The 22,998-nt window shown below is 59.8% G+C and carries 22 protein-coding genes and 4 tRNA genes; 10 read left to right on the top strand and 16 right to left on the bottom strand.

Annotated elements, in window-relative coordinates:
• The first annotated feature begins 90 nt into the window (after window positions 1-90).
• Entirely contained in the window at window positions 91-753 is a 663-nt protein-coding gene (locus AB5164_RS04755) for a hypothetical protein (protein WP_368142481.1), read from the top strand.
• 1 nt (window position 754) lies between these two features.
• On the opposite strand, the gene AB5164_RS04750 is transcribed toward AB5164_RS04755, so the two are convergent.
• The 5 genes from AB5164_RS04750 to AB5164_RS04730 all read right to left on the bottom strand — a co-directional run bounded on the left by AB5164_RS04750 (window position 755) and on the right by AB5164_RS04730 (window position 7,901).
• Window positions 755-1,318, bottom strand: coding sequence for a uracil-DNA glycosylase family protein (locus AB5164_RS04750; RefSeq protein ID WP_368142480.1), 564 nt, complete (start codon window positions 1,316-1,318; stop codon window positions 755-757).
• Window positions 1,319-1,321: 3 nt separating this feature from the next.
• Entirely contained in the window at window positions 1,322-2,698 is a 1,377-nt protein-coding gene (locus tag AB5164_RS04745) for an alpha-amylase family glycosyl hydrolase (RefSeq protein WP_368142479.1), read from the bottom strand.
• A 153-nt stretch (window positions 2,699-2,851) separates the two neighbouring features.
• Entirely contained in the window at window positions 2,852-4,048 is a 1,197-nt protein-coding gene (locus AB5164_RS04740; RefSeq protein ID WP_195232353.1) for an MFS transporter, read from the bottom strand.
• Window positions 4,049-4,168: 120 nt separating this feature from the next.
• A complete protein-coding gene (feoB, locus tag AB5164_RS04735) occupies window positions 4,169-6,529 on the bottom strand; it encodes a ferrous iron transport protein B (RefSeq protein ID WP_368142478.1) in 2,361 nt (786 codons plus the stop codon).
• A gap of 472 nt (window positions 6,530-7,001) precedes the next feature.
• On the bottom strand, window positions 7,002-7,901 hold the full coding sequence (locus AB5164_RS04730) for an alpha/beta hydrolase (protein ID WP_368142477.1): 900 nt from the start codon (window positions 7,899-7,901) through the stop codon (window positions 7,002-7,004).
• A gap of 243 nt (window positions 7,902-8,144) precedes the next feature.
• Here AB5164_RS04730 and AB5164_RS04725 point away from each other — a divergent pair, with 243 nt between their 5' ends.
• The 9 genes from AB5164_RS04725 (at window position 8,145) to AB5164_RS04685 (ending at window position 18,214) form a co-directional block, all read left to right on the top strand.
• Window positions 8,145-8,708: a PTS sugar transporter subunit IIA gene (locus tag AB5164_RS04725; protein ID WP_022093882.1), complete on the top strand. Its 564-nt coding sequence runs from the start codon at window positions 8,145-8,147 to the stop codon at window positions 8,706-8,708.
• 181 nt (window positions 8,709-8,889) lie between these two features.
• Window positions 8,890-10,293: an asparagine--tRNA ligase gene (gene asnS, locus AB5164_RS04720; RefSeq protein WP_368142476.1), complete on the top strand. Its 1,404-nt coding sequence runs from the start codon at window positions 8,890-8,892 to the stop codon at window positions 10,291-10,293.
• 258 nt (window positions 10,294-10,551) lie between these two features.
• Complete coding sequence (locus tag AB5164_RS04715; RefSeq protein ID WP_368142475.1) at window positions 10,552-11,337, top strand: hypothetical protein; 786 nt, start codon at window positions 10,552-10,554, stop codon at window positions 11,335-11,337.
• A 160-nt stretch (window positions 11,338-11,497) separates the two neighbouring features.
• A complete protein-coding gene (locus AB5164_RS04710; protein WP_022093885.1) occupies window positions 11,498-12,478 on the top strand; it encodes an ABC transporter substrate-binding protein in 981 nt (326 codons plus the stop codon).
• Between the two features lie 203 nt (window positions 12,479-12,681).
• Window positions 12,682-13,605, top strand: coding sequence for an ABC transporter permease (locus AB5164_RS04705; RefSeq protein ID WP_006234992.1), 924 nt, complete (start codon window positions 12,682-12,684; stop codon window positions 13,603-13,605).
• On the top strand, window positions 13,598-14,392 hold the full coding sequence (locus AB5164_RS04700; RefSeq protein ID WP_055250279.1) for an ABC transporter ATP-binding protein: 795 nt from the start codon (window positions 13,598-13,600) through the stop codon (window positions 14,390-14,392). Before AB5164_RS04705 ends, AB5164_RS04700 begins: the two co-directional genes overlap by 8 nt.
• A 337-nt stretch (window positions 14,393-14,729) precedes the next feature.
• A complete protein-coding gene (locus AB5164_RS04695) occupies window positions 14,730-15,497 on the top strand; it encodes a mechanosensitive ion channel family protein (RefSeq protein WP_368142474.1) in 768 nt (255 codons plus the stop codon).
• Between the two features lie 93 nt (window positions 15,498-15,590).
• Window positions 15,591-17,507 carry a BMP family ABC transporter substrate-binding protein gene (locus AB5164_RS04690; RefSeq protein ID WP_368142473.1) on the top strand — a complete coding sequence of 639 codons (1,917 nt, stop codon included), beginning with the start codon at window positions 15,591-15,593 and terminating at the stop codon, window positions 17,505-17,507.
• On the top strand, window positions 17,504-18,214 hold the full coding sequence (locus AB5164_RS04685; RefSeq protein ID WP_368135997.1) for a metallophosphoesterase family protein: 711 nt from the start codon (window positions 17,504-17,506) through the stop codon (window positions 18,212-18,214). Before AB5164_RS04690 ends, AB5164_RS04685 begins: the two co-directional genes overlap by 4 nt.
• A gap of 125 nt (window positions 18,215-18,339) precedes the next feature.
• On the opposite strand, the gene rplA is transcribed toward AB5164_RS04685, so the two are convergent.
• From rplA to AB5164_RS04630, 11 genes are all read right to left on the bottom strand, one after another.
• Window positions 18,340-19,047, bottom strand: a complete 708-nt coding sequence (rplA, locus tag AB5164_RS04680; protein ID WP_368142472.1) for a 50S ribosomal protein L1 — start codon at window positions 19,045-19,047, stop codon at window positions 18,340-18,342.
• Window positions 19,048-19,164: 117 nt separating this feature from the next.
• Window positions 19,165-19,593, bottom strand: coding sequence for a 50S ribosomal protein L11 (rplK, locus tag AB5164_RS04675; protein ID WP_022093893.1), 429 nt, complete (start codon window positions 19,591-19,593; stop codon window positions 19,165-19,167).
• 120 nt (window positions 19,594-19,713) lie between these two features.
• Window positions 19,714-20,250: a transcription termination/antitermination protein NusG gene (gene nusG, locus AB5164_RS04670; protein ID WP_006234984.1), complete on the bottom strand. Its 537-nt coding sequence runs from the start codon at window positions 20,248-20,250 to the stop codon at window positions 19,714-19,716.
• Between the two features lie 3 nt (window positions 20,251-20,253).
• Window positions 20,254-20,592, bottom strand: a complete 339-nt coding sequence (gene secE, locus AB5164_RS04665; RefSeq protein ID WP_368142471.1) for a preprotein translocase subunit SecE — start codon at window positions 20,590-20,592, stop codon at window positions 20,254-20,256.
• A 76-nt stretch (window positions 20,593-20,668) separates the two neighbouring features.
• Window positions 20,669-20,744, bottom strand: a tRNA-Trp gene (locus tag AB5164_RS04660).
• A 13-nt stretch (window positions 20,745-20,757) separates the two neighbouring features.
• Window positions 20,758-20,907, bottom strand: coding sequence for a 50S ribosomal protein L33 (rpmG, locus tag AB5164_RS04655; protein ID WP_022093895.1), 150 nt, complete (start codon window positions 20,905-20,907; stop codon window positions 20,758-20,760).
• Between the two features lie 279 nt (window positions 20,908-21,186).
• Window positions 21,187-22,377 carry an elongation factor Tu gene (tuf, locus tag AB5164_RS04650; protein WP_035137538.1) on the bottom strand — a complete coding sequence of 397 codons (1,191 nt, stop codon included), beginning with the start codon at window positions 22,375-22,377 and terminating at the stop codon, window positions 21,187-21,189.
• 96 nt (window positions 22,378-22,473) lie between these two features.
• Window positions 22,474-22,550 (bottom strand) — tRNA-Met (locus tag AB5164_RS04645).
• 3 nt (window positions 22,551-22,553) lie between these two features.
• Window positions 22,554-22,629: transfer RNA gene (locus tag AB5164_RS04640), tRNA-Thr, on the bottom strand.
• A 10-nt stretch (window positions 22,630-22,639) separates the two neighbouring features.
• Window positions 22,640-22,721 (bottom strand) — tRNA-Tyr (locus AB5164_RS04635).
• A 6-nt stretch (window positions 22,722-22,727) separates the two neighbouring features.
• Window positions 22,728-22,998, bottom strand: a 271-nt coding sequence (locus AB5164_RS04630; RefSeq protein ID WP_368147853.1) for a hypothetical protein, incomplete at its 5' end; no start/stop codon positions are given.

Here is a 22,998-nt window from a genome sequence, read left to right as displayed (position 1 = left end):
GTTCCTTTCGTAAGGGTTGCACTAGGATAGCGCGGCGGAGCGCCACCAGACGGTGTAACCTAAACGGAAACCAACCGGAAAGGAGGCGGCATGGAGACGACCGCACGCAGCGATGTACCAAAAACGCTGCAAACCATTGCGTATATCAGCATTCCCAATAGTGCCGATCTTGAGTTTTTGCTCTGGGACCTGCAAGATGCCATCGCGGCCTATGCCCGGCTTTCCGGTACTTCGCTCCCCCGTCTGGTCGCTCTGGAGTCGGACGATGACGGCAGCGCTGCGGACGGTATTGTATTCGCTGTTGAGAATGCGCTCAATTACGAGGCGATGAGCGTCGTTGAGCAGGCGCTTGATTGCCTTGGGGGCACGGAAACGCGCGTCTATGTCGTTGTTCAAGCCGACTGCGGGAGTCCCGAGCGAGCGCACACGGTCGTTGGCCATCTGCGCGAAGCGTGCGAGCGTCGGGGGTTGTCGTGGTGCGGTGGCATTGTCGTCTGCACCGGCACCGGCATCGCAGCGCTTCGCCACTCCCCGCGCATGGGCCTCTTGCGCCGACCGTTTTCCGAAGCGATGGATAAGCTTGTGGGCGCCGTGCGCATGGGCTGTTCCATTGAGCATGCGCAGCTGCTTGGCGGTGGCAATGCCGGTAGCGTCGATGCCGACGGCATGGTGCGCGCCAAGCCCGCGCTGCCCGCACCGATCTGGCATGCCATCATGAAACGCCTCGGCACCCGCGCCCAATCAGATATCTAAATTACAGAGCGCCCCAATCAACGGCATCGCGCCAGCGCTCGACAAGGCGTTCCAGGCGCCAGGCGGCATTGGCAGGACTTGTCGAGGGCAGGGCGATGGCGGGCAGCCCGGTGCGTTCTTGTAGATAGCGCTTGTAGAGCCGGCCAGCTTTACCACCGTTGCATATCACCTGCTCAATGGGAGCTGCGCCGGTAATGCGCTCGATATGTGCCGGCACAACGTTGCGGATGCTCGCGTCGCTCGAGCCCTTAATGTCGCAGCTCTCGACCACATCCCACAGGGCCACGCCGCCGTTCAGCAGCATGGCCCGCTTGGCGGCAATGGAGGCATCGAGCGTCGCGGGCTCACCGCTTGCCAAAGGATCGCCCTCGTTGGGCGGCACAGGCATACCGAGGCACGTGGCCATCACACGCCAAAAGCGATTCTGAGGGTTGCCGTAATAAAAGGCATTGGCGCGCGAAAGCACCGAGGGAAACGACCCGAGCACCAAAACGCGCGAGTGCTCGTCAAACACGGGCTCAAACCCATGCTCAATATGTTGATAGCCCTCGTCAGACACGGCCATGGGCTAGGCTCTCAACAGATAGCGCACCTCGTAGGGTGCAAGCTCAAGGGTACCCGTCAGCTCGACCGTGGGCGCATCGTCGGCAAGCAGGTCGACGAAGGAGCCGTTGAGTTCGCCGGCGCCAAAGCTGTAAGGCTCACCCACGGCATTCACCGCCACGAGCACCGCCGCGTCGTCGCAGGCGCGCTCGAACAGCAGCTGCTTGTTCTGGATCACCACGTTGCGATAGGCACCGTAGCTGAGAGCACGGGCCGCCGCGTCATCGGCCGAGCGAAGGTGCGCAAGCTGCGTGATGAACGCCGTCAGCTCGTTGGGCGCAGGCTCATTGAGCGCAGGCCGCAGCGCCCAGTCGCCATCGGGGCCACCCTTTTCGCCGGCAATTCCCCACTCGCTGCCATAGTAGACGCACGGGATGCCCGGCATGCCAAAGAGCATGCCATAGGCGGGACGCAGGCACGATTTGTCGGTAAGGATGCTCGCCAGGCGCGGCACGTCGTGGTTGTCGGCAAACGACAGCAGGTGTTTGCCGCGGTAGATGCACCACGGATCGCCGCCAAACTGGCGATGCAACGAATGGGCAATCTCGAACATGTTGACCGAATTAAAGCTGGAGTAAAGGCCCTTGTAACACTCGTAGTTGGTGCAGGAGTCGAGCATCTCGTCGTTGACGATCTGGTTGTAGTCGCCGTGGAGCGTCTCGCCGATCAGCACGAAGTCAGGCTTGAGCTCACGGGTAAAAGTATGCAGACGGCGCATAAAGTCGCGGTCGAGCATATAGGCGACGTCCAGGCGCAGGCCGTCGACGCCAAAGACCTCGGCCCAACGGCGCACGGACTCGAGCAGGTAATCGACCACAGCGGGATTTTGCAGGTTGAGCTTCACAAGCTCAAAATGGCCTTCCCAGCCCTCGTACCAAAAGCCGTCGCCATAGCAGGAGTCGCCGTCAAAGCTAATGTGGAACCAGTCCTTGTAGGGCGAGTCCCACTTGCGCTCCTGTACATCGCGGAAGGCCCAAAAGCCACGGCCCACATGGTTGAAGACCGCGTCGAGTACCACGCGGATGCCGTGGTCGTGCAGCGTCTCGCATACGGCAGCAAAATCGGCATCCCCACCCAGGCGGCGGTCGATATGGCGCAGGCTGCGCGTATCGTAGCCGTGGCTATCAGACTCGAGCGGCGGGTTGATCAGCACAACGCCAATACCGAGTTCTTGCAGGTAGTCGGCCCATTGGGCGATTTTCATGATAGGAGCATCGGGGTTGGGCGCGGCGTTGGCAGCCTGGGCGAGCTCATCCTCGGCAACGGGTGCGGCGTTTTCGCGCGGAGCCCCGCAAAAGCCCAGCGGATAGATCTGATAGAACGTCGTCTCGTATGCCCACATAGCAACCTCCCGGTAAGCTCAACACAACGACATCCATTGTATGCCCAGCTTGTATCCCCTCCCCCAAAATAAGTTGCGGTGGAATAGTTCCTGCTTGGGCCTTCAAAGGCCTTAAACAGGAACTATTCCACCGCAACTGATGAGGGGACGTGGCTAGGCGACGGGCTTGGCGCGGCGGATGGCTGGGAACATCACCGTGATGGCGAGGATAACGCCCACGACGGCAATCGCCCCGCCCACAAAGCCGATCCAGGCGATACCGGGACCCGAAACCACGGCTCCGCCGATCGCGGTACCCGTGCCGATACCGAGGTTGAACAGGCCCGAGAAGATCGACATGGCGACGGCCGACGAATCTGCCGGCGTGTGCTTGATGAGCTCGGCCTGAAACGCCACGTTAAAGGCCGTGGCGCAGCAACCCCACAGTGCGCACACAGCGAGAACCGCGGCGAGTGACGATGCGGCCGGACCCATGAGCAGCAGAGCCACCGGCACGCCGGAGAGCGTGATAGCCAAGAACGGGAAGCGATGCCCATCGAACAGGCGGCCAAACAGCCAGCTTCCGAGCAAACCAGAGCAGCCAAACGCCGTCAACGTCATGGTAATGGCGCCCGCATCGACGTGCGCGACCTGCGCCAGGAAGGGCTCGATATAGCTGTAGCTTGCGTAATAGCCGGTCGCCATGAAGACCGTGACTGCGTAGAGCGCGATGAGGAACGGGTTCTTGAGCAGCTCGGGCAGCTGCTTGAGCGTAAAACGCTCGCCCGCTGGCATGGCAGGGAACACCGTGGCCTGGTAGACGACCGCGACAGCAGACAGCGCTCCGACCACGGCAAACGTCATGCGCCAGCCCACGGCCAAGCCAATGGCGCGACCGAGCGGCAGGCCAAAGATCTGTGCGATGGAAGAGCCCGTGGCGATCATGCTGATAGCGAGCGCCCCGTGGCGTGTGTCAACCAGGCGCGACGCCATGATCGAGGCGACCGACCAGAACACGGCGTGCGCGCAGGCAACCACCAGGCGCGCGCAGACTAAGATGGGATAGGTCGGTGCCAAGGCGGACAGGAACTGGCCCAGCGAGAACACGGCGAGCACGCCCAGCAGCATCCGCTTGAACTCGAAACGCGAAGCGAACACCATGAGCGGCAACGACAGCAGCATGACGCCCCAGGCATAGACCGAGATCATGATGCCCGCCTGGGCCTCGGTGAGCGAGAACGACGCGGCGATATCAGTCAAAAGGCCGATGGGCATAAACTCCGACGTGTTGAACACGAACGCACAGCAGGTGAGCCCGACGAGCGGGAGCCACTGCCTGAGCGTAATGCCGTCTTGCCTTGCCTGACTCATATATAACGTCTCCAATCATTTTGAGCGGAGGCGATTATATAGCAACGGCCCCGCATCCGTCAGTACAGATGCGGGGCCGCAATCAACTCAATACACAGAGGTTGCGCCGCCAATAAATAACTAAGCCAACCCCAGCAATATGCCCGCCGAATGCACGACAAACGCCACGATCCAGGCGACCGTCACTTGAAACGCGAACACGGCAACGGCGTAGCGCGCGCCCAGCTCGCTCTTGACGGCGCCGATGGCTGCCACACAGGGCGGGTACAGCAGCGTAAAGACCAGGAACACATAGGCAGTGAACGGCGAAAACATGGTCGACAGTGCCGCGGGCGAGGTCGCGCCCAAAAGCACCGTGAGGGTCGAGATGACACTCTCCTTGGCGATAAGTCCGGTGACGAGCGCCGTGGATGCACGCCAGTCGCCAAACCCAAGCGGCGTCAGCGCCGGCGCAATGATGCTGCCGAGACCCGCAAGCAGACTCTGCGACTGATCGGCGACCACATTAAAGCGGATGTCGAACGTCTGAAGGAACCAGATGACCACGGTAGCGGCAAAGATAATGGTAAAGGCCTTGGTAATAAAGTCTTTGGCCTTATCCCATGCCAGCATCACCGTCGTCTTGACGCTCGGCAGGCGGTAATTGGGCAGCTCCATGATAAACGGCACCGGGTCGCCCTTAAATGCCGTGCGGTTGAGTACCAAAGCCGCGATACAGCCAACCGCAATGCCGATCAGATAGAGCGAGACCATGGCGGGAACCGTCGCCTGTGGGAAAAACGCCCCGCACAGCAGACCATAGACCGGCAACTTGGCCGAGCAGCTCATGAACGGCGTGAGCATGACCGTCATCTTGCGGTCGTGCTCGGATGGGAGCGTACGGGTCGACATGATAGCCGGCACGGTGCAGCCAAACCCGACGAGCATGGGTACAAAGCTGCGGCCCGACAGGCCAAAACGACGCAGCACCTTATCCATGACAAAGGCGACGCGCGCCATGTAGCCCGAGTCTTCCAGAATGGAGAGGAACAAGAAGAGCACGACGATAATCGGCAGGAAGGTCAGCACACTGCCCACGCCCGTAAGCACGCCGTCGACAGCCAGCGAGCGCACCACGTCGTTGGTGCCGAACGCCTTGAGGCCCGCATCGGCCGAGGCGATGATAGCAGCGATACCGTCCTCCATGAGTCCCTGCAACGCCGCGCCGATCACGCCAAACGTCAGCCAAAAGACGAGGCCCATGATCACCAGGAACGCCGGAATGGCCGTGTAGCGACCCGTCAGGATGCGGTCGATCTTGACGGAGCGCACGTGCTCGCGGCTTTCGTGCGGTTTGACGACGCAGCGCCCGCACACGTCGCCGATAAAGCTAAAGCGCATATCGGCCAGCGCGGACAGGCGGTCGGTGCCGGCCTCGCCCTCCATCTGGGTAATGATGTGCTCGATAGCGTCGAGCTCATTGCGATCCAGGTGAAGCGCCTCGGTTACCAGCTCATCGCCCTCGACCAGCTTGGTCGCCGCAAAGCGCACCGGGATGTGCGCCGTCACGGCATGGTCCTCGATCAGGTTAGCAATACCGTGGATGCAGCGATGCAGCGCACCGCCGTCCGGACCGTCGGGCGCGCAAAAGTCCAGGCGACCAGGGCGCTCGCGGAACCGCGCCACGTGCAAGGCATGATCCACCAACTCGCCGATACCCTCGTTGCGGGCAGCGCTAATGGGAACAACGGGCACGCCCAACAGGCTCTCGAGCAGGTTGACGTCCACGGCGCCGCCGTTGGCGGTCACCTCGTCCATCATGTTGAGCGCGATGACCATGGGGCGGTCGAGCTCCATAAGCTGTAGCGTCAGGTACAGGTTGCGTTCGATATTGGTGGCGTCGATGATGTCGATGATGGCGTCGGGGTTTTCGTCAAGGATGAATTGACGGCTCACGATCTCTTCGCCCGTGTACGGCGACAGCGAATAGATGCCAGGCAGGTCGGTAACGCTTGCCTCGGGATGGTTACGGATGGTGCCATCTTTGCGGTCGACCGTCACGCCGGGAAAGTTACCGACGTGCTGGTTGGAGCCCGTCAGCTGGTTGAATAACGTGGTCTTGCCGCAGTTTTGGTTGCCGGCGAGGGCAAAGTGCAGCGGCGCGCCCTCTGGCACGGCCGTCTTTGCCGCACGGGGCGAATACGTCCCCTCGCCCAGGGCCGGATGCTCCGTCGTGCCGATTGCGGCGTTAGCGCGCGGACCCGTATCGGTGTCGTGAATACCCACGAGCTCGATGCGAGCGGCATCGTCCTTACGCAGTGTCAACTCGTAGCCACGCAGGCGGATCTCGAGCGGGTCACCCATGGGGGCGTACTTCATCATGGTGACTTCGGTGCCCGGCGTTAGACCCATGTCCAAAATATGCTGTCGGAGTGCCTGATCGTCCGATGCCACCGATGCGACAACGGCGTCCTTTCCAATCTCGAGTGTATCGAGCTTCACGTCCGTGTTCCTCCCCCGGCGCCCACAGGGCGTTGCATTTATGTTCACCTTGGCTAACCGTTTGCCACGGCTAACCAATTTAACCATGCATGATAGCGCGAACACACAACGATGTTCAATCAGCAAATTGGCGCAATGGGGACAGGCAGGAGAGTTCAGGGCCATAGTTTCCCGATGAGGCCTCTCGGGGAAACTACATCCCAGAATTCCGGCTCGAAACGGGATATGGTTTCCCAAACAGGCCTCTTACGGAAAATGCATCCCGGAATCCCCGCTCGAAACGGGACGCGCTTTCCCAGTCGAGGCCCTATGGGAAACTGCGTCCCACCTTGAAAGGCAAAACTGGGGCGCAGTTTCCGGACGGGGCATCAAAAACGAAGTTGCGGTGGAATAGTTCCTGGATGGGCTGGTTGATGCCCCAGATAGGAACTATTTCACCGCAAGTTATTGAAGGGCTTGGATGCCGGGACTCTTACAGATGGCGCTCGAGGAAGCGGAAGGCCAGGCGGATCCAGGGACGGACGGAAACCTGCCTGTCCTCGTTGTCGACCGCGGTGTTGGCGTTGCCGAGCGAAAGGCCGTGACCACCCTGGTCGAAGACGTGCATCTCGCATGCAACGCCCTCCTCGGCCATGCGCTGCGCAAACGGGTAGACCTGCGCGATCGGCGCCGTCTTGTCGTCGGACACGCCCCACACAAAGGTCGGTGGCATCTGACGCGAAACATGCGTGGTGGGGCAGATGTCGGCCAGATGCTCGTCAGTTGCCTCGCCGCCCGTCACCATCGACAGGTAGTCGTTGAGCAAATCGCGTCCCGTCTTGCCGCCCGTCTTGGGCACGCGCAAGTCAATGCGCGGATCGCGCGTCTGCATGTCGCGCACATAGGCAAAGTCGAGCAATGGATAGCCCAGCACCACGGCATCGGGACGAATGTCGTCCGCGCGCGCCCCTGCCAGGCCCGCGAAGGGACCAGTCTTCCATTGCGTTGCCAGCGAGGCACAGATCATGCCGCCCGCCGAGAATCCCACGACGCACACGCGCTTAGGATCGACATGCCACTCGTCGGCGTTGGCGCGCACCGTGGCGACCATCTTGGCAAGATCTGCCTGGGGGTGCGGAAAGCTCACGTCACCCGTAGAACTCGTGACATAGTTGAGCACAAAGGCCTGGTAGCCGCGATCAAAAAATGCAAACGCCACCGGGTCCTGCTCGTGCGGAGCGATATGCGTAAACCCGCCTCCGCCGCAGATGATCACCGCGGGGCGGCGGCCATTCGGTTTATCGGGCAACGGCTCGGCACCCAAATACGTAAACGTCGCCGGATAATCCTCGGTCGGCTCCTCGCCCCACAGCGCATGGTTCTCGACAATCATATGTGCTCCCTTCGCGCAAATTATGCGCCCTTGTTTTTCGCCTTCAAGCGTACCCCACTTGAACCCGTGGCGCAGAAACACACCAGCAATAAGTTTCCCTTCAACTGATATATCACATAATCCCAGCTCAGAGGTATCGCTGAGCAGCGTAGAATAGGGGCGTTGACCAAGCCGCGAAACACATATGAAACGTTTCCGGCAAACCAAACGCGCGATATGCGCCTATTTAAGTTGGAGGCAACTATGGGTCTGCTCGATTCGCTTAAGTCCACCTTCACCTCGACCGGCGAGGCGTCCGTTCCGCCCGCAGCAAGCTTCGCCACCCGCGAAGGCGTCATCTATGCCCCCGTCAACGGCGTGCTCGTCAACCTGGACGAGGTTCCCGACGAGACGATCGCCTCGGGCATGCTTGGCCAGGGCTATGGCATTGAGCCCATTACCGGCACCATCTATGCGCCCGCCAACGGCCGCATCGGCGCCACCACCGTCACCAACCACTCCATTGGCATGATTACCGAGGACGGCCTGCGCGTGTTCATCCATGTTGGCCTGGGCACCGTGGAAATGAACGGCAAGGGTTTTGCCCGCTTTGTCGAGATGGGCGATGTGGTTAAGGCAGGCCAGCCGCTCATCAGCTTCGACCGCGAGGCCATTAAGGCCGCTGGTCACGAGGACATCGTGACCGTCATCGTCTCCGAGCTCGATCGTCTTAAGAGCATCGACCATGTCGGCGAGTCCGGAACGCTTATCGGCGGCAACCCGCTCGTCAAGCTTGGCGACCCGCTGCTGGTAGCCAAGACCAAGTAGCCAGGCCCCGCACCACACAGCCAAAAGGCACCTCGTCAAGCGCCCGCGACCATTTGGCCGCGGGCGCTTTTCGTTTGAAAAACCATCCCGCCAATGCCTTATCTGTATAGCCCAAATGAGACGAGCTGCTAGAATAACGAACTGTATGGATAACTATCATTCAACCGTTATGGGAGGATACGTGAACCGCACCAAAATCGCGCAGCTCTATGCCGATGCCGAGTCGCTCGGCGGCCAGACTGTCCCCGTCGCCGGCTGGGTTAAGTCCGTCCGCGACATGAAGAACTTTGGCTTTGTTACGCTCAACGACGGCAGCTGCTTCCGCGACCTGCAGGTCGTCATGAACCGCGAGGCACTCGACAACTACGACGAAATCGCCCATCAAAACGTCTCGGCCGCACTCATTTGCACCGGCACCGTCAAGCTGACCCCCGATGCGCCCCAGCCTTTCGAGCTTTCTGCCACCTCCATCGAGGTCGAGGGCACGAGCGCCCCGGATTACCCGCTGCAGAAGAAGCGCGCAACCGTCGAGTTCCTGCGCACCCAGCAGCACCTGCGCCCGCGCACCAACCTGTTCCGCGCCGTGTTCCGCATCCGCTCTGTCGCGGCTGCCGCCATCCACCGCTTCTTCCAGGAGCAGGGCTTTGTCTACGTCAACACCCCCATCATCACCACGAGTGACTGCGAGGGCGCCGGCGAGATGTTCCGCGTGACCACGCTCGACCCCAAAAATCCGCCCCTCACCGAGTCCGGCGAGGTCGACTGGAGCCAGGACTTCTTTGGCAAGCATGCAAGCCTCACCGTGTCCGGCCAGCTCAATGCCGAGAACTTTGCCATGGCCTTTGGCGACGTGTACACCTTTGGCCCCACCTTCCGTGCCGAGAACTCCAACACCACGCGCCACGCCGCCGAGTTTTGGATGATCGAGCCCGAGATGGCCTTTGCCGACCTCAACGACTATATGGATAACGCCGAGGCCATGCTCAAGTACGTCCTCAAGGACGTTATGGCAACCTGCCCCGACGAGCTCAATATGCTCAACAAGTTTGTGGACAAGGGTCTGCTCGAGCGCCTGGACCATGTCGCCAACTCCGACTTTGCCCGCGTTACCTACACCGAGGCCGTCGAGATCCTGGAGCAGGCCGTCGCTGCTGGCCACCAGTTTGATTACCCCGTCAGCTGGGGCATCGACCTGCAGACCGAGCACGAGCGCTTCCTGACCGAGGAGCACTTTAAGCGCCCGACCTTCGTGACCGACTACCCGGCCGAGATCAAGGCGTTCTACATGCGCATGAACGAGGACGGCAAGACCGTCGCCGCCGCCGACTGCCTGGTTCCCGGTATCGGCGAGATTATCGGCGGCTCCCAGCGCGAGGAGCGCCTGGATCTGCTCGAGGCCCGCATCAAGGACCTGGGCATGAATCCCGAGCAGTACAAGTACTACCTTGACCTGCGCCGCTACGGTTCCTGCAAGCACGCCGGCTACGGTCTGGGCTTCGAGCGCTTGGTCATGTATCTGACCGGCGTGGGCAACATCCGCGACGTCCTGCCGCACCCGCGCACCGTGGGCAACGCCGACTTCTAATCGTCGGACGCTAGCTCGCGTCACCACACGCCAACGCTCATCGCATAAGCGTCTCTCGACATCGGTCGAGAGACGCTTTTTTCAACAGCATCCGTCAAGCTTTTGGCAAGTTTTTGGTCAGTTGAGCAGGGCTGTTGAAAACTCGACCCGCCGTTTGCCGACGACTACCGACCGCCCAGAGCGCCCTGCGCCCCTGGGAAAGCCCCACGTCCTAGGCTCCATACCGTCGCCACCCAAAACGGAAAGGACGTGGGCACCATGACCGAAGCCGCTGTTGAAACCTACGACACCACGACTAGAGGCGCCGCCTCGATGGCAGCCTATCGCGCCGTTCGCATCCTGCAACTATTAAGCGAAAACACCAGCGAGGACAAGGCCATGCTTTCCGATGAGTTGATCCGGCGCCTCGCCCATCCCGACGACCCCGCCCGCATGCCCATCTCGGCGGCGCGGCGCAGCATCTACACCGCCATCTCCGCGCTTCGCCATGCCGGATACGAAATTGAGTACAAACGCGGCGTGGGCTACAAACTTCTTACCCGCCCGCTCACCGATGAAGAGATCATCCGGCTCCACGGTATGGTCATGCGCAACCGCTCCACGCCTATCGCTATCCGCAAGAGCATGGCGCAGCACTTAGTTGCCATGGCGAGCGCCGACGTTCGCGGCTACCTCGATACACCCGAACCCGCTCCAAGCGCAGGTAGCAAGGCTACCAAGGCAACACGCACGCCCATCAAGCGCATCGACACGTGCGAGCTCGTCGAGCAGGCCATCGACCACGGAACCACGGTGAGTTTTGATATTTCGAGCGTCACGACACGCGGCGAAACCGAAGCAGCACGGATGACACTCCGTCCCTTTGCCATCAGGCAGCGCGATGGCATCTCGTATCTGCTGGGAACGGTCTACGACGCCCGAGGCACCGACGATACGCTGCGCACCGTCGAGATCGCCCGTATGAGAAACGTCACCACACGTCTCCTCGACGGCAAGAAGCTCTTCGCCGCCCTAGACGAGGACGACGCCTCCTCCGCCGCATAAGACCCTCCGCCGCCCATTCGACTACCCGTACCGCCCATCCGATTCTGTATTAAAAAACCCGCCAGGCTGTTGTAAAAATGGACATCAGCGCTACTATAGTTCCACTTGCACTTTGTCCCAGTGCAGTGTTTCCAGCCATTTTTATACTGGGGGTAATGATATGAAGGACATCACCATCAGCCGCAGGAGCCTTCTGGTCTCCGCTGGCCTGCTCGCGCTCGCCCCGCTCGCCGGATGCGGCGGCAACTCTGGTTCCGGCTCTGCTGCCGCCGGTTCCGACTACACCATCGGCGTTCTGCAGCTCACCGAGCACTCCGCACTCGATGCCGCCAACGACGGCTTTGTCAAGGCCATCAAGGAGAGCGGCCTTAAGGTCAAGATCGACCAGAAGAACGCCCAGAACGACCAGTCCACGTGTAAGTCCATTGCTGACAAGTTTGTGGGCGACAACGTCAACCTGATTTATGCCATCGCCACGCCCGCCGCGCAGGCTGCCGCCGGCGCCACGGCCGATATCCCCATCGTGGGCTGCGCCATCACCGACTACGCCGCCTCCGGCCTGGTCCAGGACAACGACAAGCCCGGCACCAACGTCACGGGCGCTTCCGACCTCACCCCGGTCGCCGAGCAGCTCGAGATGATGCAGAAGGTCCTGCCCGACGTTAAAAAGGTCGGCCTGCTCTACTGCACCGCCGAGTCCAACTCCGACGTCCAGATCAAGGCCGCCAAGAAGGAGCTCGACAAGCTGGGCCTCGAGTACACCGATTTCACCGTCTCGAGCTCCAACGAGATTCAGTCCGTCGTCGAGTCTGCCGTGGGCAAGGTCGACGCGCTGTACTCCCCCACCGACAACACCATCGCCGCGGGCGCCTCGCAGGTGGGCCAGATCTGCAAGGAGAACAAGCTTCCCTTCGTGACTGGCGAGGAGGGCATGTGCATGGCCGGCGGCCTGTTCACCCTCTCCATCAATTACGAGGATCTGGGCTACGCCGCGGGCGAGATGGCCGTCAAGATTCTGAAGGGCGAGGCCAAGCCCGAAGACATGCCTATCAAGCACCTCTCGAGCAAGGACCTGGTCGTCGTCAAGAACGACGAGATGGCCGAGGCCCTGGGCATCGACCTTTCCGCTCTGGACGCGTAATGCTATACGCGGCATGCGTCTAGAGCCCGTGCTCGCGCTTTAGCTGCGTTATTCAATATCTGAGCCACAGGGGCGGGCGCTGTAGACCGGCGTCCGCCCTGCTTGTTTCAGGTAAAACAAAACGTCTGTCCGCAGCTCTTCTATGCATTGTTACCGCTATTATGGTGAATCACGTGTCCACCCTATCCTAGGAGGTATGAAGCATGCTCATTGCATTGCAGGGCGCCGTTTCGCAGGGCGTCCTCTGGGGCATTATGGTGCTTGGCGTGTTTATCACGTTCCGCCTGCTCGACATTCCCGATATGACCTGCGACGGCAGCTTTGCCCTCGGCGGCTGCGTCTGCGCTGTGCTCATCGTCAATAACAACGTCGACCCGCTGCTCGCCGTGCTGGCCGGTATGTGCGCCGGCGCCATCGCGGGTGCCGTCACGGGCATTTTGACCACCGTCTTCGAGATTCCCGCGATTCTCGCCGGAATCCTCACCCAGATCAGCCTGTGGTCCATCAACCTGCGCATCATGGGCAAGTCCAATACGCCAATTCTTGCCAAGGGCACCGTGTTTTCGGCCGTCAGCAATATGACCGGCCTGCCGCAGTCCACCGTTGCCATCATCTTGGGCATCCTGCTCGCCGTGGCTATCGTTGCCATCCTGTATTGGTTCTTTGGCACCGAGATTGGCTCGGCGCTGCGCGCCACCGGCAACAACGAGTACATGATCCGCGCCCTGGGCGTCAACACCAACTCCACCAAGATGATCGCCCTCGTGCTCTCCAACGCCCTCATCGGCCTTTCGGGCGCGCTCATCTGCCAGAGCCAAAAGTATGCCGACATTGGTATGGGCACCGGTGCCATCGTTATCGGTCTTGCCGCCATTGTTATCGGCGAGGTGCTCGGCCGTCTGCTGCCCGGCGGCCTCACGCAGTTTAGCGTCCGTCTTGCCTCCGCCGTCTTTGGCTCCGTGGTGTACTTCCTTATCCGCGCCATCGTGCTGCAGTTGGGCATGGACGCCAACGACATGAAGCTGCTCTCCGCCGTGATTGTCGCTGTGGCCCTGTGCGTGCCCGTGGTTTGGGAGCGCTATAAGCTCCGCAGCTCCTACACGAAGGGGGATGAGGCAGATGCTTAAGCTCTCGCACGTCAAGAAGACCTTTAACAAGGGCACCGTCACCGAGAAGCGCGCGCTCACCGGCGTCGACCTCACCCTGAATGACGGCGACTTTGTAACCGTGATCGGCGGCAACGGCGCCGGCAAGTCCACGCTGCTCAACATGATCGCCGGCGTGTACCCGCTCGATTCGGGCGTTATTGAGCTCGACGGCACCGACATCTCGCGCCTGAGCGAGTCGCAGCGCGCCAAGTACCTGGGCCGCGTGTTTCAGGACCCCATGCGCGGTACCGCTGCCGACATGCAGATCGCCGAGAACCTGGCCCTCGCCAAGCGTCGCGGCCAGCGTCGCGGCCTTTCGTGGGGCGTCACCAAGGCCGAGAAAGATGAGTACGTCGAGCTGCTCAAGCGCCTGGACCTTGGTCTGGACACGCGTCTCAACGCCAAGGTCGGCCTGCTCTCGGGTGGCCAGCGCCAGGCACTCACCCTGCTGATGGCCACGCTCACCAGGCCGCGCCTGCTGCTGCTCGACGAGCACACCGCGGCCCTCGACCCCAAGACGGCCTCTAAGGTGCTTAACCTGACCGAGGAGATCGTCGACGAGAACCACCTGACCACGCTCATGGTCACGCACAACATGAACGACGCCATCCGTCTGGGCAACCGTCTGATCATGATGCACGAAGGCCATGTGATCTACGACGTGGCCGGCGACGAGAAGAAGTCGCTCACCGTGGCCGACCTGCTGCAGAAGTTCGAGGAGGTCTCGGGAGGCGAGCTCGCCAACGACCGCATGCTGCTGAGCTAAAACCTGCCAAAAAGGGACAGGTTTATTTTGGTAGGTTTTATCTGCGCAAACGTCAAAACCGCCGCAAAGGGACAGACGCCCTTGCGGCGGTTTTCGCATATTATGTCGATAATCCAGCGTCAGCAGGAACTACTGGTTAAGGACTAAGGAAACTGCCACGAGAAGCTCTCTTCCCCGTCTCGCCTTGACCGCCGCACTCCTTGCCGGCGTGCTCGCCGGCGCCCCAGCTTACGCCACCGCGGCCACCCCATCTCAAGTTATCGGCCCGTCCGAATTTGATCGGACGGGCTTCTTGGTGGGTATCATGGTTGGACGATCATTAGGAGGTTTTCCCTACATGGAATTGTTTGAGCCGATTCTTCATTTCTTTGAGCAACGGTGGGTCCACAACATCATCTGGGCCGTCATCTTGGCGATAGGCACCGCCGTCGCCGCCGAGGTCGTATCCAAGACCCTGAACCATCTGCTTAACCGTGACGATAACCCGCTTCCGGCATCAAGTATCTTCATCAACATCGCGCGCGCCGTCATCTGGATGATTGGCGGCAGCTTTATCCTCGACAACTGCTTTGGCATTAACGCAAACGCGCTCGTCGCCGCTCTTGGCGTCGGCGGCATCGCCATCTCCCTGGGCTTTCAGGACACGCTCTCAAACCTTATCGGCGGCATGCAGGTGACCTTTATGGGCATCATCAAGCCTGGCGACAACATCGAGGTCGGTGGTGTATCAGGCGTGGTCCAGGACATCACCTGGCGCCACACGACCATCGAAGATGCCTGCGGGCAGACTATCATCGTCCCCAACTCCAACATCTCCAAGAACACGCTCGTGCATTTGATGCCCTTTGGGCGCGTAGCCGTCCCCGTCGCGGTGAAAGACCCCTCAAAATGGGCTTCGCTCGACGCACTGGCAGACGAGCTGACCAGCGCCACTAAAACGGCCGTCTCGCCCATCTCGGGTTTTGACAAGGAGCCGTATGTGCTCTTTAGCGAGATCGGCGACTTTGGCATTAAGGGCAAGATCATCTTTATCGTCAGCGACGACAGCACTACTTTCACGGCAGCCGACGCCTGCATCCGCGCCATCGCCCCCATCATCGCCTAAACCACCGCAAAGGGGACAGGCATCTTTGTAGTGGTTTTCATTCGTGGTACCATGGTTCATATCGTTGTTTAAACGACTAAGGGAGTAGACACCATGGAAGAGGCCTATCGTCAAGCACGCAAGCGCGGCGAGCAGGGACGCCGTCGCGCCATCAGCCAAAGCGAGCATCCATACCTTACGGACCTCGATAGCCTGGTTGCCCAGCTCCCCTTAGGTCAGCGAGAGAATGTCGGCCTAAGGGATATTCCGCTCGAAATGGTCGTCGGCACGGTCACCAAGGGCCGTCAGTCCGCCTTTTCGTGTAACTTTATGCCCCTGCTTCCGTTTAGCACCGAGTTCGCCCGCAAGTGGTCCAACCTCTACGATATCCAGGTAACCGAGGGCTATCGCGACCCCATCATCGTCACCGAGTTCATGCATCGGTTCTATGTCCAGGAAGGCAACAAACGCGTCAGTGTCCTCAAATTCCTAGACGCCCCGACGGTTTCGGCCAAGGTCACCCGTCTCTACCCCGGCACATGGGATTCCGTCGAAAGCCGCCTGTACGGTGAATTCTGCGCGTTTTGGCGCGTCTGCCCCCTATACGAGATCGAGTTCTCGCGTGAGGGAAGCTACGAAACGCTCGCCAAGATGCTCGGTCAGAACCTTATCGAAAAATGGCCGCAGAAAAAGGTCGACTACCTGCGCCACACTTTCCTGCTCTTTAAGCGTGCCTACCTTCGCGCAGGCGGCGATCACCTGGACATTACGCCCGCCGACGCCATGCTCGTCTACCTCAATGTGTACAACCAGGACCGCCTGCTGGATACGCCAACGGATATCGTCGTAAACCGCCTGTGCAAGATCTGGCGCGAGCTGGTCATTGCCGGCAAAAATGACGAGGACAAGGTCGATCTTGTCGAAGCACCGAGCGTCGACGAGGAGGAGACGCCCGCCAAGTCCACCTCTGGCGTGCTCAACTTCTTTATGGGCAAGACCGTCTACTCGACGGCCAACCCCCTGCGCATCGCCTTTATCCATGAGTTCCCCTGTGCGACGTCGAGCTGGGACAGCCTGCACGACCAAGGGCGTCAGTATCTCGATGAGCACTTTGGCGGTATCGTGCGCACCGAGGCGTTCGAGGACTGTCACGATCCGGATGTGTTCTACGCCGCCGTGGAAACGGCTGTCAAACATGGAGCAAACGTCATCTTCTCGACCTCGCACCGCCTGATGGAATACACGCTCAGGGCTGCCGTTGAGTATCCCCGGGTTCGGTTCCTCAACTGCTCTATCGGCCTTCCCCATCAAAGCGTCCGTTCGTACTTTGGCAAGATGTACGAGGCCAAGTTTCTGCTGGGCGCCCTTGCGGCCAGCATGGCGGACAACCACCGCATCGGTTACCACGCGTCGGTCTTCGCCTCGGGCGCACTCAGCGAGATCAACGCCTTTGCGATTGGCGCCTCGCTGCTCGACCCGCGCGCGCAGGTCATCCTCACCTGGGGCGATGTTCCCGCCGGTGGTCTTGCCGAAGCCATGTGCCGCGAAGGCGTAAGCGTCATGACCGGCGCTGACATATCAAAGTCGCTCGAAGACCCAACGGCCTACGGGCTTCACCGCTTGGTCGACGGCAAGGTCACCGGCATCGCCATGCCCGTATGGAACTGGGGCCGTTACTACGAGCTCATCGTTCGCAGCCTTCTTCACGGCACGTGGGACGAGACCAGCGACGACAACCAAGTGCGCGCTGTCAACTACTGGTATGGCATGAGCTCCGGCGTTATCGACATCCGTTACGCTCCGGGCCTACCCTACCAGACGCGCAAACTCGTGCAGTTGCTCCGCAACGGCATTGTCGAGGGATCCATCAACCCCTTTGGCGGCGAGCTCCACAGTCAGAACGGCGTGGTACAGATCGAAGGCTTCCCTCCGCTGCCGAGCACGCAGATTGTCGAGATGAATTGGCTGGCGGACAACGTGATAGGCACCATTCCGCAGCTCGATGATGAGCCGAAAGTCCCTGCCCTATGAAAATCCTTGCCATAGCCGATACCGAAGAACGATGCCTTTGGGAGTGCTTTCGCAAGGAACGCTTTGAGGGAGTCGACCTGATTTTGTCCGCCGGCGATCTGGACCCGGACTATCTTGAGTTTTTGGTTACGGTCATCAACAAACCGCTCATCTACGTGCGCGGCAATCACGATGACCGCTACGCACGTCATGCACCGGGCGGATGTATCTGCGTGGAAGACAGCGTGTACACGTACCGAGGGATTCGCATTGCGGGCCTTGGCGGGTCCATGCGTTATCGCGACGGCGCCAACATGTACACCGAACGCGAGATGTCCAAGCGCATGCGTAAGCTGTCGCGTAAGGTTAGGATGGTCGGCGGGTGCGACATTCTGCTTACCCATGCACCCGCCGCCGGTATGGGCGATCTGGACGATCTGCCGCATCGAGGATTCGAGTGCTTTAACACAGCACTCGAATCCTGGAATCCCGACTACATGGTGCACGGGCATGTGCACCAAAGCTACGGTTGCGATTTTCAGCGCGAGCGGCAGCATGTGTGTGGAACGACGATCATCAACGCCTGCGGCTATACGCAGTTTGAGCTCGACCAGACGCGCTACCCCATCCGTGGCTGGCAGGCAGCCTGGCTCAATTCGCAAACCATGCGCCGCGAGCTCAAACGCCACGATGCCATCGAGTCCTCAACAGCCAGAACACCCTGGTAACCACCACAAAGAGGACACTGTCCCCTTTGTGGTGCTTTTGACGCGATAGTAAGAAACCCGGTCCTGCACAAGGCAGAACCGGGTTTCTTTAGCAATGCTTGCTTTGCTCAGGCAGTAACTAGCAGTTACTCAGCCAGGAAGTCACGCTGGACAGCGGTATCGACCTTGACTCCAGGGCCCATGGTGGAAGACACGGAGATGGACTTGACATACTTGCCCTTAGCAGAAGAGGGCTTGACGCGCAGGATCTCAGTGTACAGGGCAGCGTAGTTCTCGACGAGCTGCTGCTCAGAGAAGGACTTCTTGCCCAGGGGCACGTGGCAGATGCCGTAGCGGTCGGCGCGGTACTCAACGCGGCCAGCCTTGAGCTCGGAGACCATCTTGGCGACGTCCATGGTCACGGTGCCGAGCTTGGGGTTCGGCATGAGGCCACGGGGACCAAGGATCTTACCGATGCGGCCAACCTTGGCCATCATGTTCGGCGTAGCGATAGCGGCGTCGAAGTTGATCTCGCCCTTCTGAATCTGGGCGACGAGCTCGTCGGAACCGATGATGTCGGCGCCGGCAGCCTCGGCCTCGCGGGCCTTCTCGCCCTCGGCGAAGACGGCAACACGAACGGTCTTGCCGGTGCCGTGGGGCAGGGAGATGGAACCACGGATGTTCTGGTCAGCCTTACGAGTATCGATGCCCAGACGGAAGTGGGCCTCGACGGTCTCGTCGAACTTGGCGGTGTCGAGCTCCTTGATGAGCTTGGCAGCCTGAAGGGGGGTGTAGAGCGTGGCGCGGTCGATCTTCTCGGCAGCGGCGTTATAGCTCTTACCATGCTTAGCCATGTGCATTACCTCCTGTGGTTAAACGGGCGTGAGCCCTCCCACATCGTATCGTGTGCCCTATTGCACACATTTAACGGGCGCCCCGGTCGGAGCACCCGTCGTTACCATAAGAAATCGCTACTCAGCGATGGTGACGCCCATGGAACGGGCGGTACCGGCGATGATCTTCTTGGCGGCGTCAATGTCGTTGGCATTGAGGTCCGGCATCTTGATCTCGGCGATCTTGGTGAGCTGCTCCTGGGAGAGCTGGCCAACCTTGTCGGCCTGGGGCTTAGCGGAACCAGACTTGAGGTTCAGCTCCTTCTTGATGAGGTGAGCCGCCGGCGGGGTCTTGGTGATGAAGGAGAAGGACTTATCCTCGTAGACAGAGATCTCAACGGGGATGATGTCGCCCTTCTTGTCCTGCGTCTCGGCGTTAAAGGCCTGGCAGAACTGCATGATGTTCACGCCAGCAGCGCCCAGGGCGGGGCCGACGGGAGGAGCGGGGTTAGCTGCACCAGCAGGAATCTGGAGCTTAATGACGTTGGCAACCTTCTTCTCAGCCATGGTCATTCCTTTCGAATCACGAGTGTGAAGTACTTGCTATATCGTAAGCACGCACGTGTTAGAAGCACTCCTGAGATGAGCAGTCACAGAAGAAGCACGCTCGCGCGAACGGACGAAAACTTAAGCGATGACAGCGACCTGGTTAAAGTCGAGCTCGACCGGCGTCTCGCGGCCAAAGATCATCAGCGTGACCTTGAGCTTGCCAGCCTCGGTGTTAACCTCGGAGACCTTGCCATCAAAGTCGGTAAGCGGGCCATCGGTGACGCGGACGGACGTGCCGACCTGAATATCAACCGAGGTGCGCTTGGGCGAATCGCCCTTACCGGGACGACGAGTCATCTTATTGTACTCATCGCGGGAAAGCGGTGCAGGCTTACCGTTGCCGCCCAGGAAACCGGTGACGCCGGGCGTGTTGCGGACACACGTCCAAGCATCGTCATCCATCTCCATGCGGACCAAGACATAACCCGGGAAAATCTTGGAATCCTTGGTCTCGCGCTTGCCACCCTCTTTAATCTCGGTGACGCGCTCCATAGGAATCTCGATATCAAAGATACGGTCCTGCATGCCCATGGTCTCGATACGATGCTCGAGATCGGACTTTACGCGGTTCTCGTATCCGGAGTAAGTGTGAACGACGTACCAACGCTTAGACATGGTTTAGCCCCTCAATCCAGAGAACAGAGCAAGAGCCTCGCCAAAGCCAGCATCGAGCAGAGCGATGACGACGCCGACGACGACCAGAGAAGCGCAGACGACGACCGAGTAGTTCACGAGCTCCTTCTTATCGGGCCACGTGACACGCTTCATCTCGGACTTGACCGAAGCGAAATACTTCTTGGTGCGGACGAAGAAACCAGGCTTCTCGTTCTTCTTGGACTTCGCAGCCTTCTCGTTCTTCTTGGCAACGGCCTTCTTGGCCTCAACCTTGGAGTTGGCGGCAGCGCTGTTGGCAGGTGCCGACTGCTGAGCCTTCTTCTTGTTCTTCTTGTTGGCCATTTGGGTTACCTCCGCGCAATGCGCTTATACATGAGTAAACCGTAAGCCCCCAAGTGGGAGCTTACGGAATAATGACTGGCACGCCAGGAAGGACTCGAACCCTCAACACTCGGTTTTGGAGACCGATGCTCTACCAATTGAACTACTGGCGTATGTGACTAGAGACTAGCGAGTCTCTTTGTGCAGCGTGTGGTGACGGCACCAGGGGCAATACTTCTTGATCTCCATACGATCAGGCATGGTCGACTTGTTCTTGGTGGTCGTATAGTTGCGGCGCTTGCACTCAGTGCACGCAAGAGTAACTAGAGTACGCATGTATCCTGAACCTTTCATTTCCGCCCCGTACGGGCACGAGTTGTTACTTTATCAGCTCCACGTAAGTGCTGTCAATGAAAACCTCGAGTCAATTGGTTCTCGGTGGATCCATTCATATTTGGAACACATCAATGAAGCCATCGAGAGCTAATCGACGGTGCATCCAGGACCATTATCGATCCTCTCGACACCAGCAACGGCTCAATATCCATTGCAGAAAAGAACCCGGCACCCATATAAGTGCCGGGTTCTTTAAGTCAGCTATATCAAAGAGCTAATTTACTCAATGATCGTGGAGACGATGCCCGAACCGACGGTGTGGCCACCCTCGCGGATAGCGAAGCGCAGGCCCTCCTCCATGGCGATCGGGTGGATGAGGTCGCCCTCGATGGTGATGTGGTCACCAGGCATAGCCATCTCGGTGCCCTCGGGGAGCTTGACCGTACCAGTAACGTCGGTGGTACGGAAGTAGAACTGAGGACGATAACCATCGAAGAACGGGGTGTGACGGCCGCCCTCCTCCTTGGTCAGAACGTAGATCTCACCGGTGAACTTGGTGTGCGGGGTAACCGAACCGGGCTTGCAGAGAACCTGGCCGCGCTCGATGTCCTCACGCTTGATGCCGCGGAGCAGCAGACCGACGTTGTCGCCAGCCTCGCAGAAGTCCATGGACTTACGGAACATCTCGATACCGGTAACGACAGTGTTCTGGGTATCCTTGATGCCGACGATCTCGACGGGCTCGTTGAGCTTGAGCTCACCGCGCTCGACACGGCCGGTAGCAACGGTACCACGGCCGGAGATGGTCATAACGTCCTCAACGGCCATCAGGAACGGGAGGTCGTTGTTACGAGCAGGCGTCGGGATGTACTCGTCGACAGCCTTCATGAGCTCGCGGATGGCGTCCATCCACTTGGCGTCGCCCTCGAGAGCGCCCAGAGCGGAGCCACGGATGACGGGGATGTCGTCGCCGGGGAAATCGTACTCGGAGAGGAGCTCACGGGTCTCCATCTCGACGAGGTCGATGAGCTCGTCATCGTCGACCATGTCGCACTTGTTCAGGAAGACGACGATGTAGGGAACGCCGACCTGACGGGCGAGCAGGATGTGCTCGCGGGTCTGAGCCATGGGGCCGTCGGTAGCAGCGATGACCAGGATAGCGCCGTCCATCTGAGCAGCGCCGGAGATCATGTTCTTGACGTAGTCAGCGTGGCCCGGGCAGTCAACGTGAGCGTAGTGACGGGCAGCAGTCTCGTACTCGACGTGGGAGACGGAGATCGTGATGCCGCGCTCGCGCTCCTCCGGAGCCTTGTCGATGTTCTCGAACGCAGTGAAGTCAGCCTTGCAGCCCTCGGTCTCGGAGAGAACCTTGGTGATGGCAGCGGTCAGCGTGGTCTTGCCGTGGTCGACGTGACCAATGGTGCCGATGTTAACATGCGGCTTAGTGCGCTCAAACTTCTCTTTGGCCATAAAGCCCTCCTCTTAACAGGTCGTCCCCGGACGGGACTTTGCCTTTATACCATAGTGGCCTCTCAACATACTATTGAGAAGCCACCGTGTTACCTATGGTAGCGGTGACTGGATTCGAACCAGTGACGCCACGGGTATGAACCGTGTGCTCTAACCAACTGAGCTACACCGCCGGATGGAGCCTGCAACCAGACTTGAACTGGTGACCTCTTCGTTACCAACGAAGTGCTCTACCGACTGAGCTATACAGGCACTTGACGGGTGGGAGCTATAGGATTCGAACCTATGTAGGCAGAGCCAACGGGTTTACAGCCCGTCCCCATTAACCACTCGGGCAAACTCCCAATCGTTCAAGTATCCGCAGGTCCTTTGGTCTTTTGGACCGCCGCCCCCGCGAACGAAGAAGATAATACGATGCCACCTTGGGGGCTGTCAACGAAAACCTCTAGATACACGGTGCCGGGCGTATCTATATAGCCGTGACCTGCGGTTTTGTTGAGTTTGGATATGAAGGACGGTGGTTTTGGATACTGAGGTGACGTTTCCCGAGGTAACACTTTGGTGTAGTGGAGTACACCTTCAGGATCGAACTTCGATAACGGCTTATTTGCACCTATATAT

It is taken from the genome of Collinsella aerofaciens, assembly GCF_040915425.1.
GTDB lineage: Bacteria > Actinomycetota > Coriobacteriia > Coriobacteriales > Coriobacteriaceae > Collinsella > Collinsella aerofaciens_BW.
This window is presented reverse-complemented; position numbering and strand designations above follow the sequence as displayed.

Bases quoted from the DNA above. Each gene is read 5' to 3' on its own strand.
- AB5164_RS04755 (WP_368142481.1), top strand. From the start codon at position 91: ATGGAGACGACCGCACGCAGCGATGTACCAAAAACGCTGCAAACCATT.
- AB5164_RS04750 (WP_368142480.1), bottom strand. From the start codon at position 1,318: ATGGCCGTGTCTGACGAGGGCTATCAACATATTGAGCATGGGTTTGAG.
- AB5164_RS04745 (WP_368142479.1), bottom strand. From the start codon at position 2,698: ATGTGGGCATACGAGACGACGTTCTATCAGATCTATCCGCTGGGCTTT.
- AB5164_RS04740 (WP_195232353.1), bottom strand. From the start codon at position 4,048: ATGAGTCAGGCAAGGCAAGACGGCATTACGCTCAGGCAGTGGCTCCCG.
- AB5164_RS04730 (WP_368142477.1), bottom strand. From the start codon at position 7,901: ATGATTGTCGAGAACCATGCGCTGTGGGGCGAGGAGCCGACCGAGGAT.
- AB5164_RS04725 (WP_022093882.1), top strand. From the start codon at position 8,145: ATGGGTCTGCTCGATTCGCTTAAGTCCACCTTCACCTCGACCGGCGAG.
- AB5164_RS04715 (WP_368142475.1), top strand. From the start codon at position 10,552: ATGACCGAAGCCGCTGTTGAAACCTACGACACCACGACTAGAGGCGCC.
- AB5164_RS04710 (WP_022093885.1), top strand. From the start codon at position 11,498: ATGAAGGACATCACCATCAGCCGCAGGAGCCTTCTGGTCTCCGCTGGC.
- AB5164_RS04705 (WP_006234992.1), top strand. From the start codon at position 12,682: ATGCTCATTGCATTGCAGGGCGCCGTTTCGCAGGGCGTCCTCTGGGGC.
- AB5164_RS04700 (WP_055250279.1), top strand. From the start codon at position 13,598: ATGCTTAAGCTCTCGCACGTCAAGAAGACCTTTAACAAGGGCACCGTC.
- AB5164_RS04695 (WP_368142474.1), top strand. From the start codon at position 14,730: ATGGAATTGTTTGAGCCGATTCTTCATTTCTTTGAGCAACGGTGGGTC.
- AB5164_RS04690 (WP_368142473.1), top strand. From the start codon at position 15,591: ATGGAAGAGGCCTATCGTCAAGCACGCAAGCGCGGCGAGCAGGGACGC.
- AB5164_RS04685 (WP_368135997.1), top strand. From the start codon at position 17,504: ATGAAAATCCTTGCCATAGCCGATACCGAAGAACGATGCCTTTGGGAG.
- rplA (WP_368142472.1), bottom strand. From the start codon at position 19,047: ATGGCTAAGCATGGTAAGAGCTATAACGCCGCTGCCGAGAAGATCGAC.
- rplK (WP_022093893.1), bottom strand. From the start codon at position 19,593: ATGGCTGAGAAGAAGGTTGCCAACGTCATTAAGCTCCAGATTCCTGCT.
- nusG (WP_006234984.1), bottom strand. From the start codon at position 20,250: ATGTCTAAGCGTTGGTACGTCGTTCACACTTACTCCGGATACGAGAAC.
- secE (WP_368142471.1), bottom strand. From the start codon at position 20,592: ATGGCCAACAAGAAGAACAAGAAGAAGGCTCAGCAGTCGGCACCTGCC.
- rpmG (WP_022093895.1), bottom strand. From the start codon at position 20,907: ATGCGTACTCTAGTTACTCTTGCGTGCACTGAGTGCAAGCGCCGCAAC.
- tuf (WP_035137538.1), bottom strand. From the start codon at position 22,377: ATGGCCAAAGAGAAGTTTGAGCGCACTAAGCCGCATGTTAACATCGGC.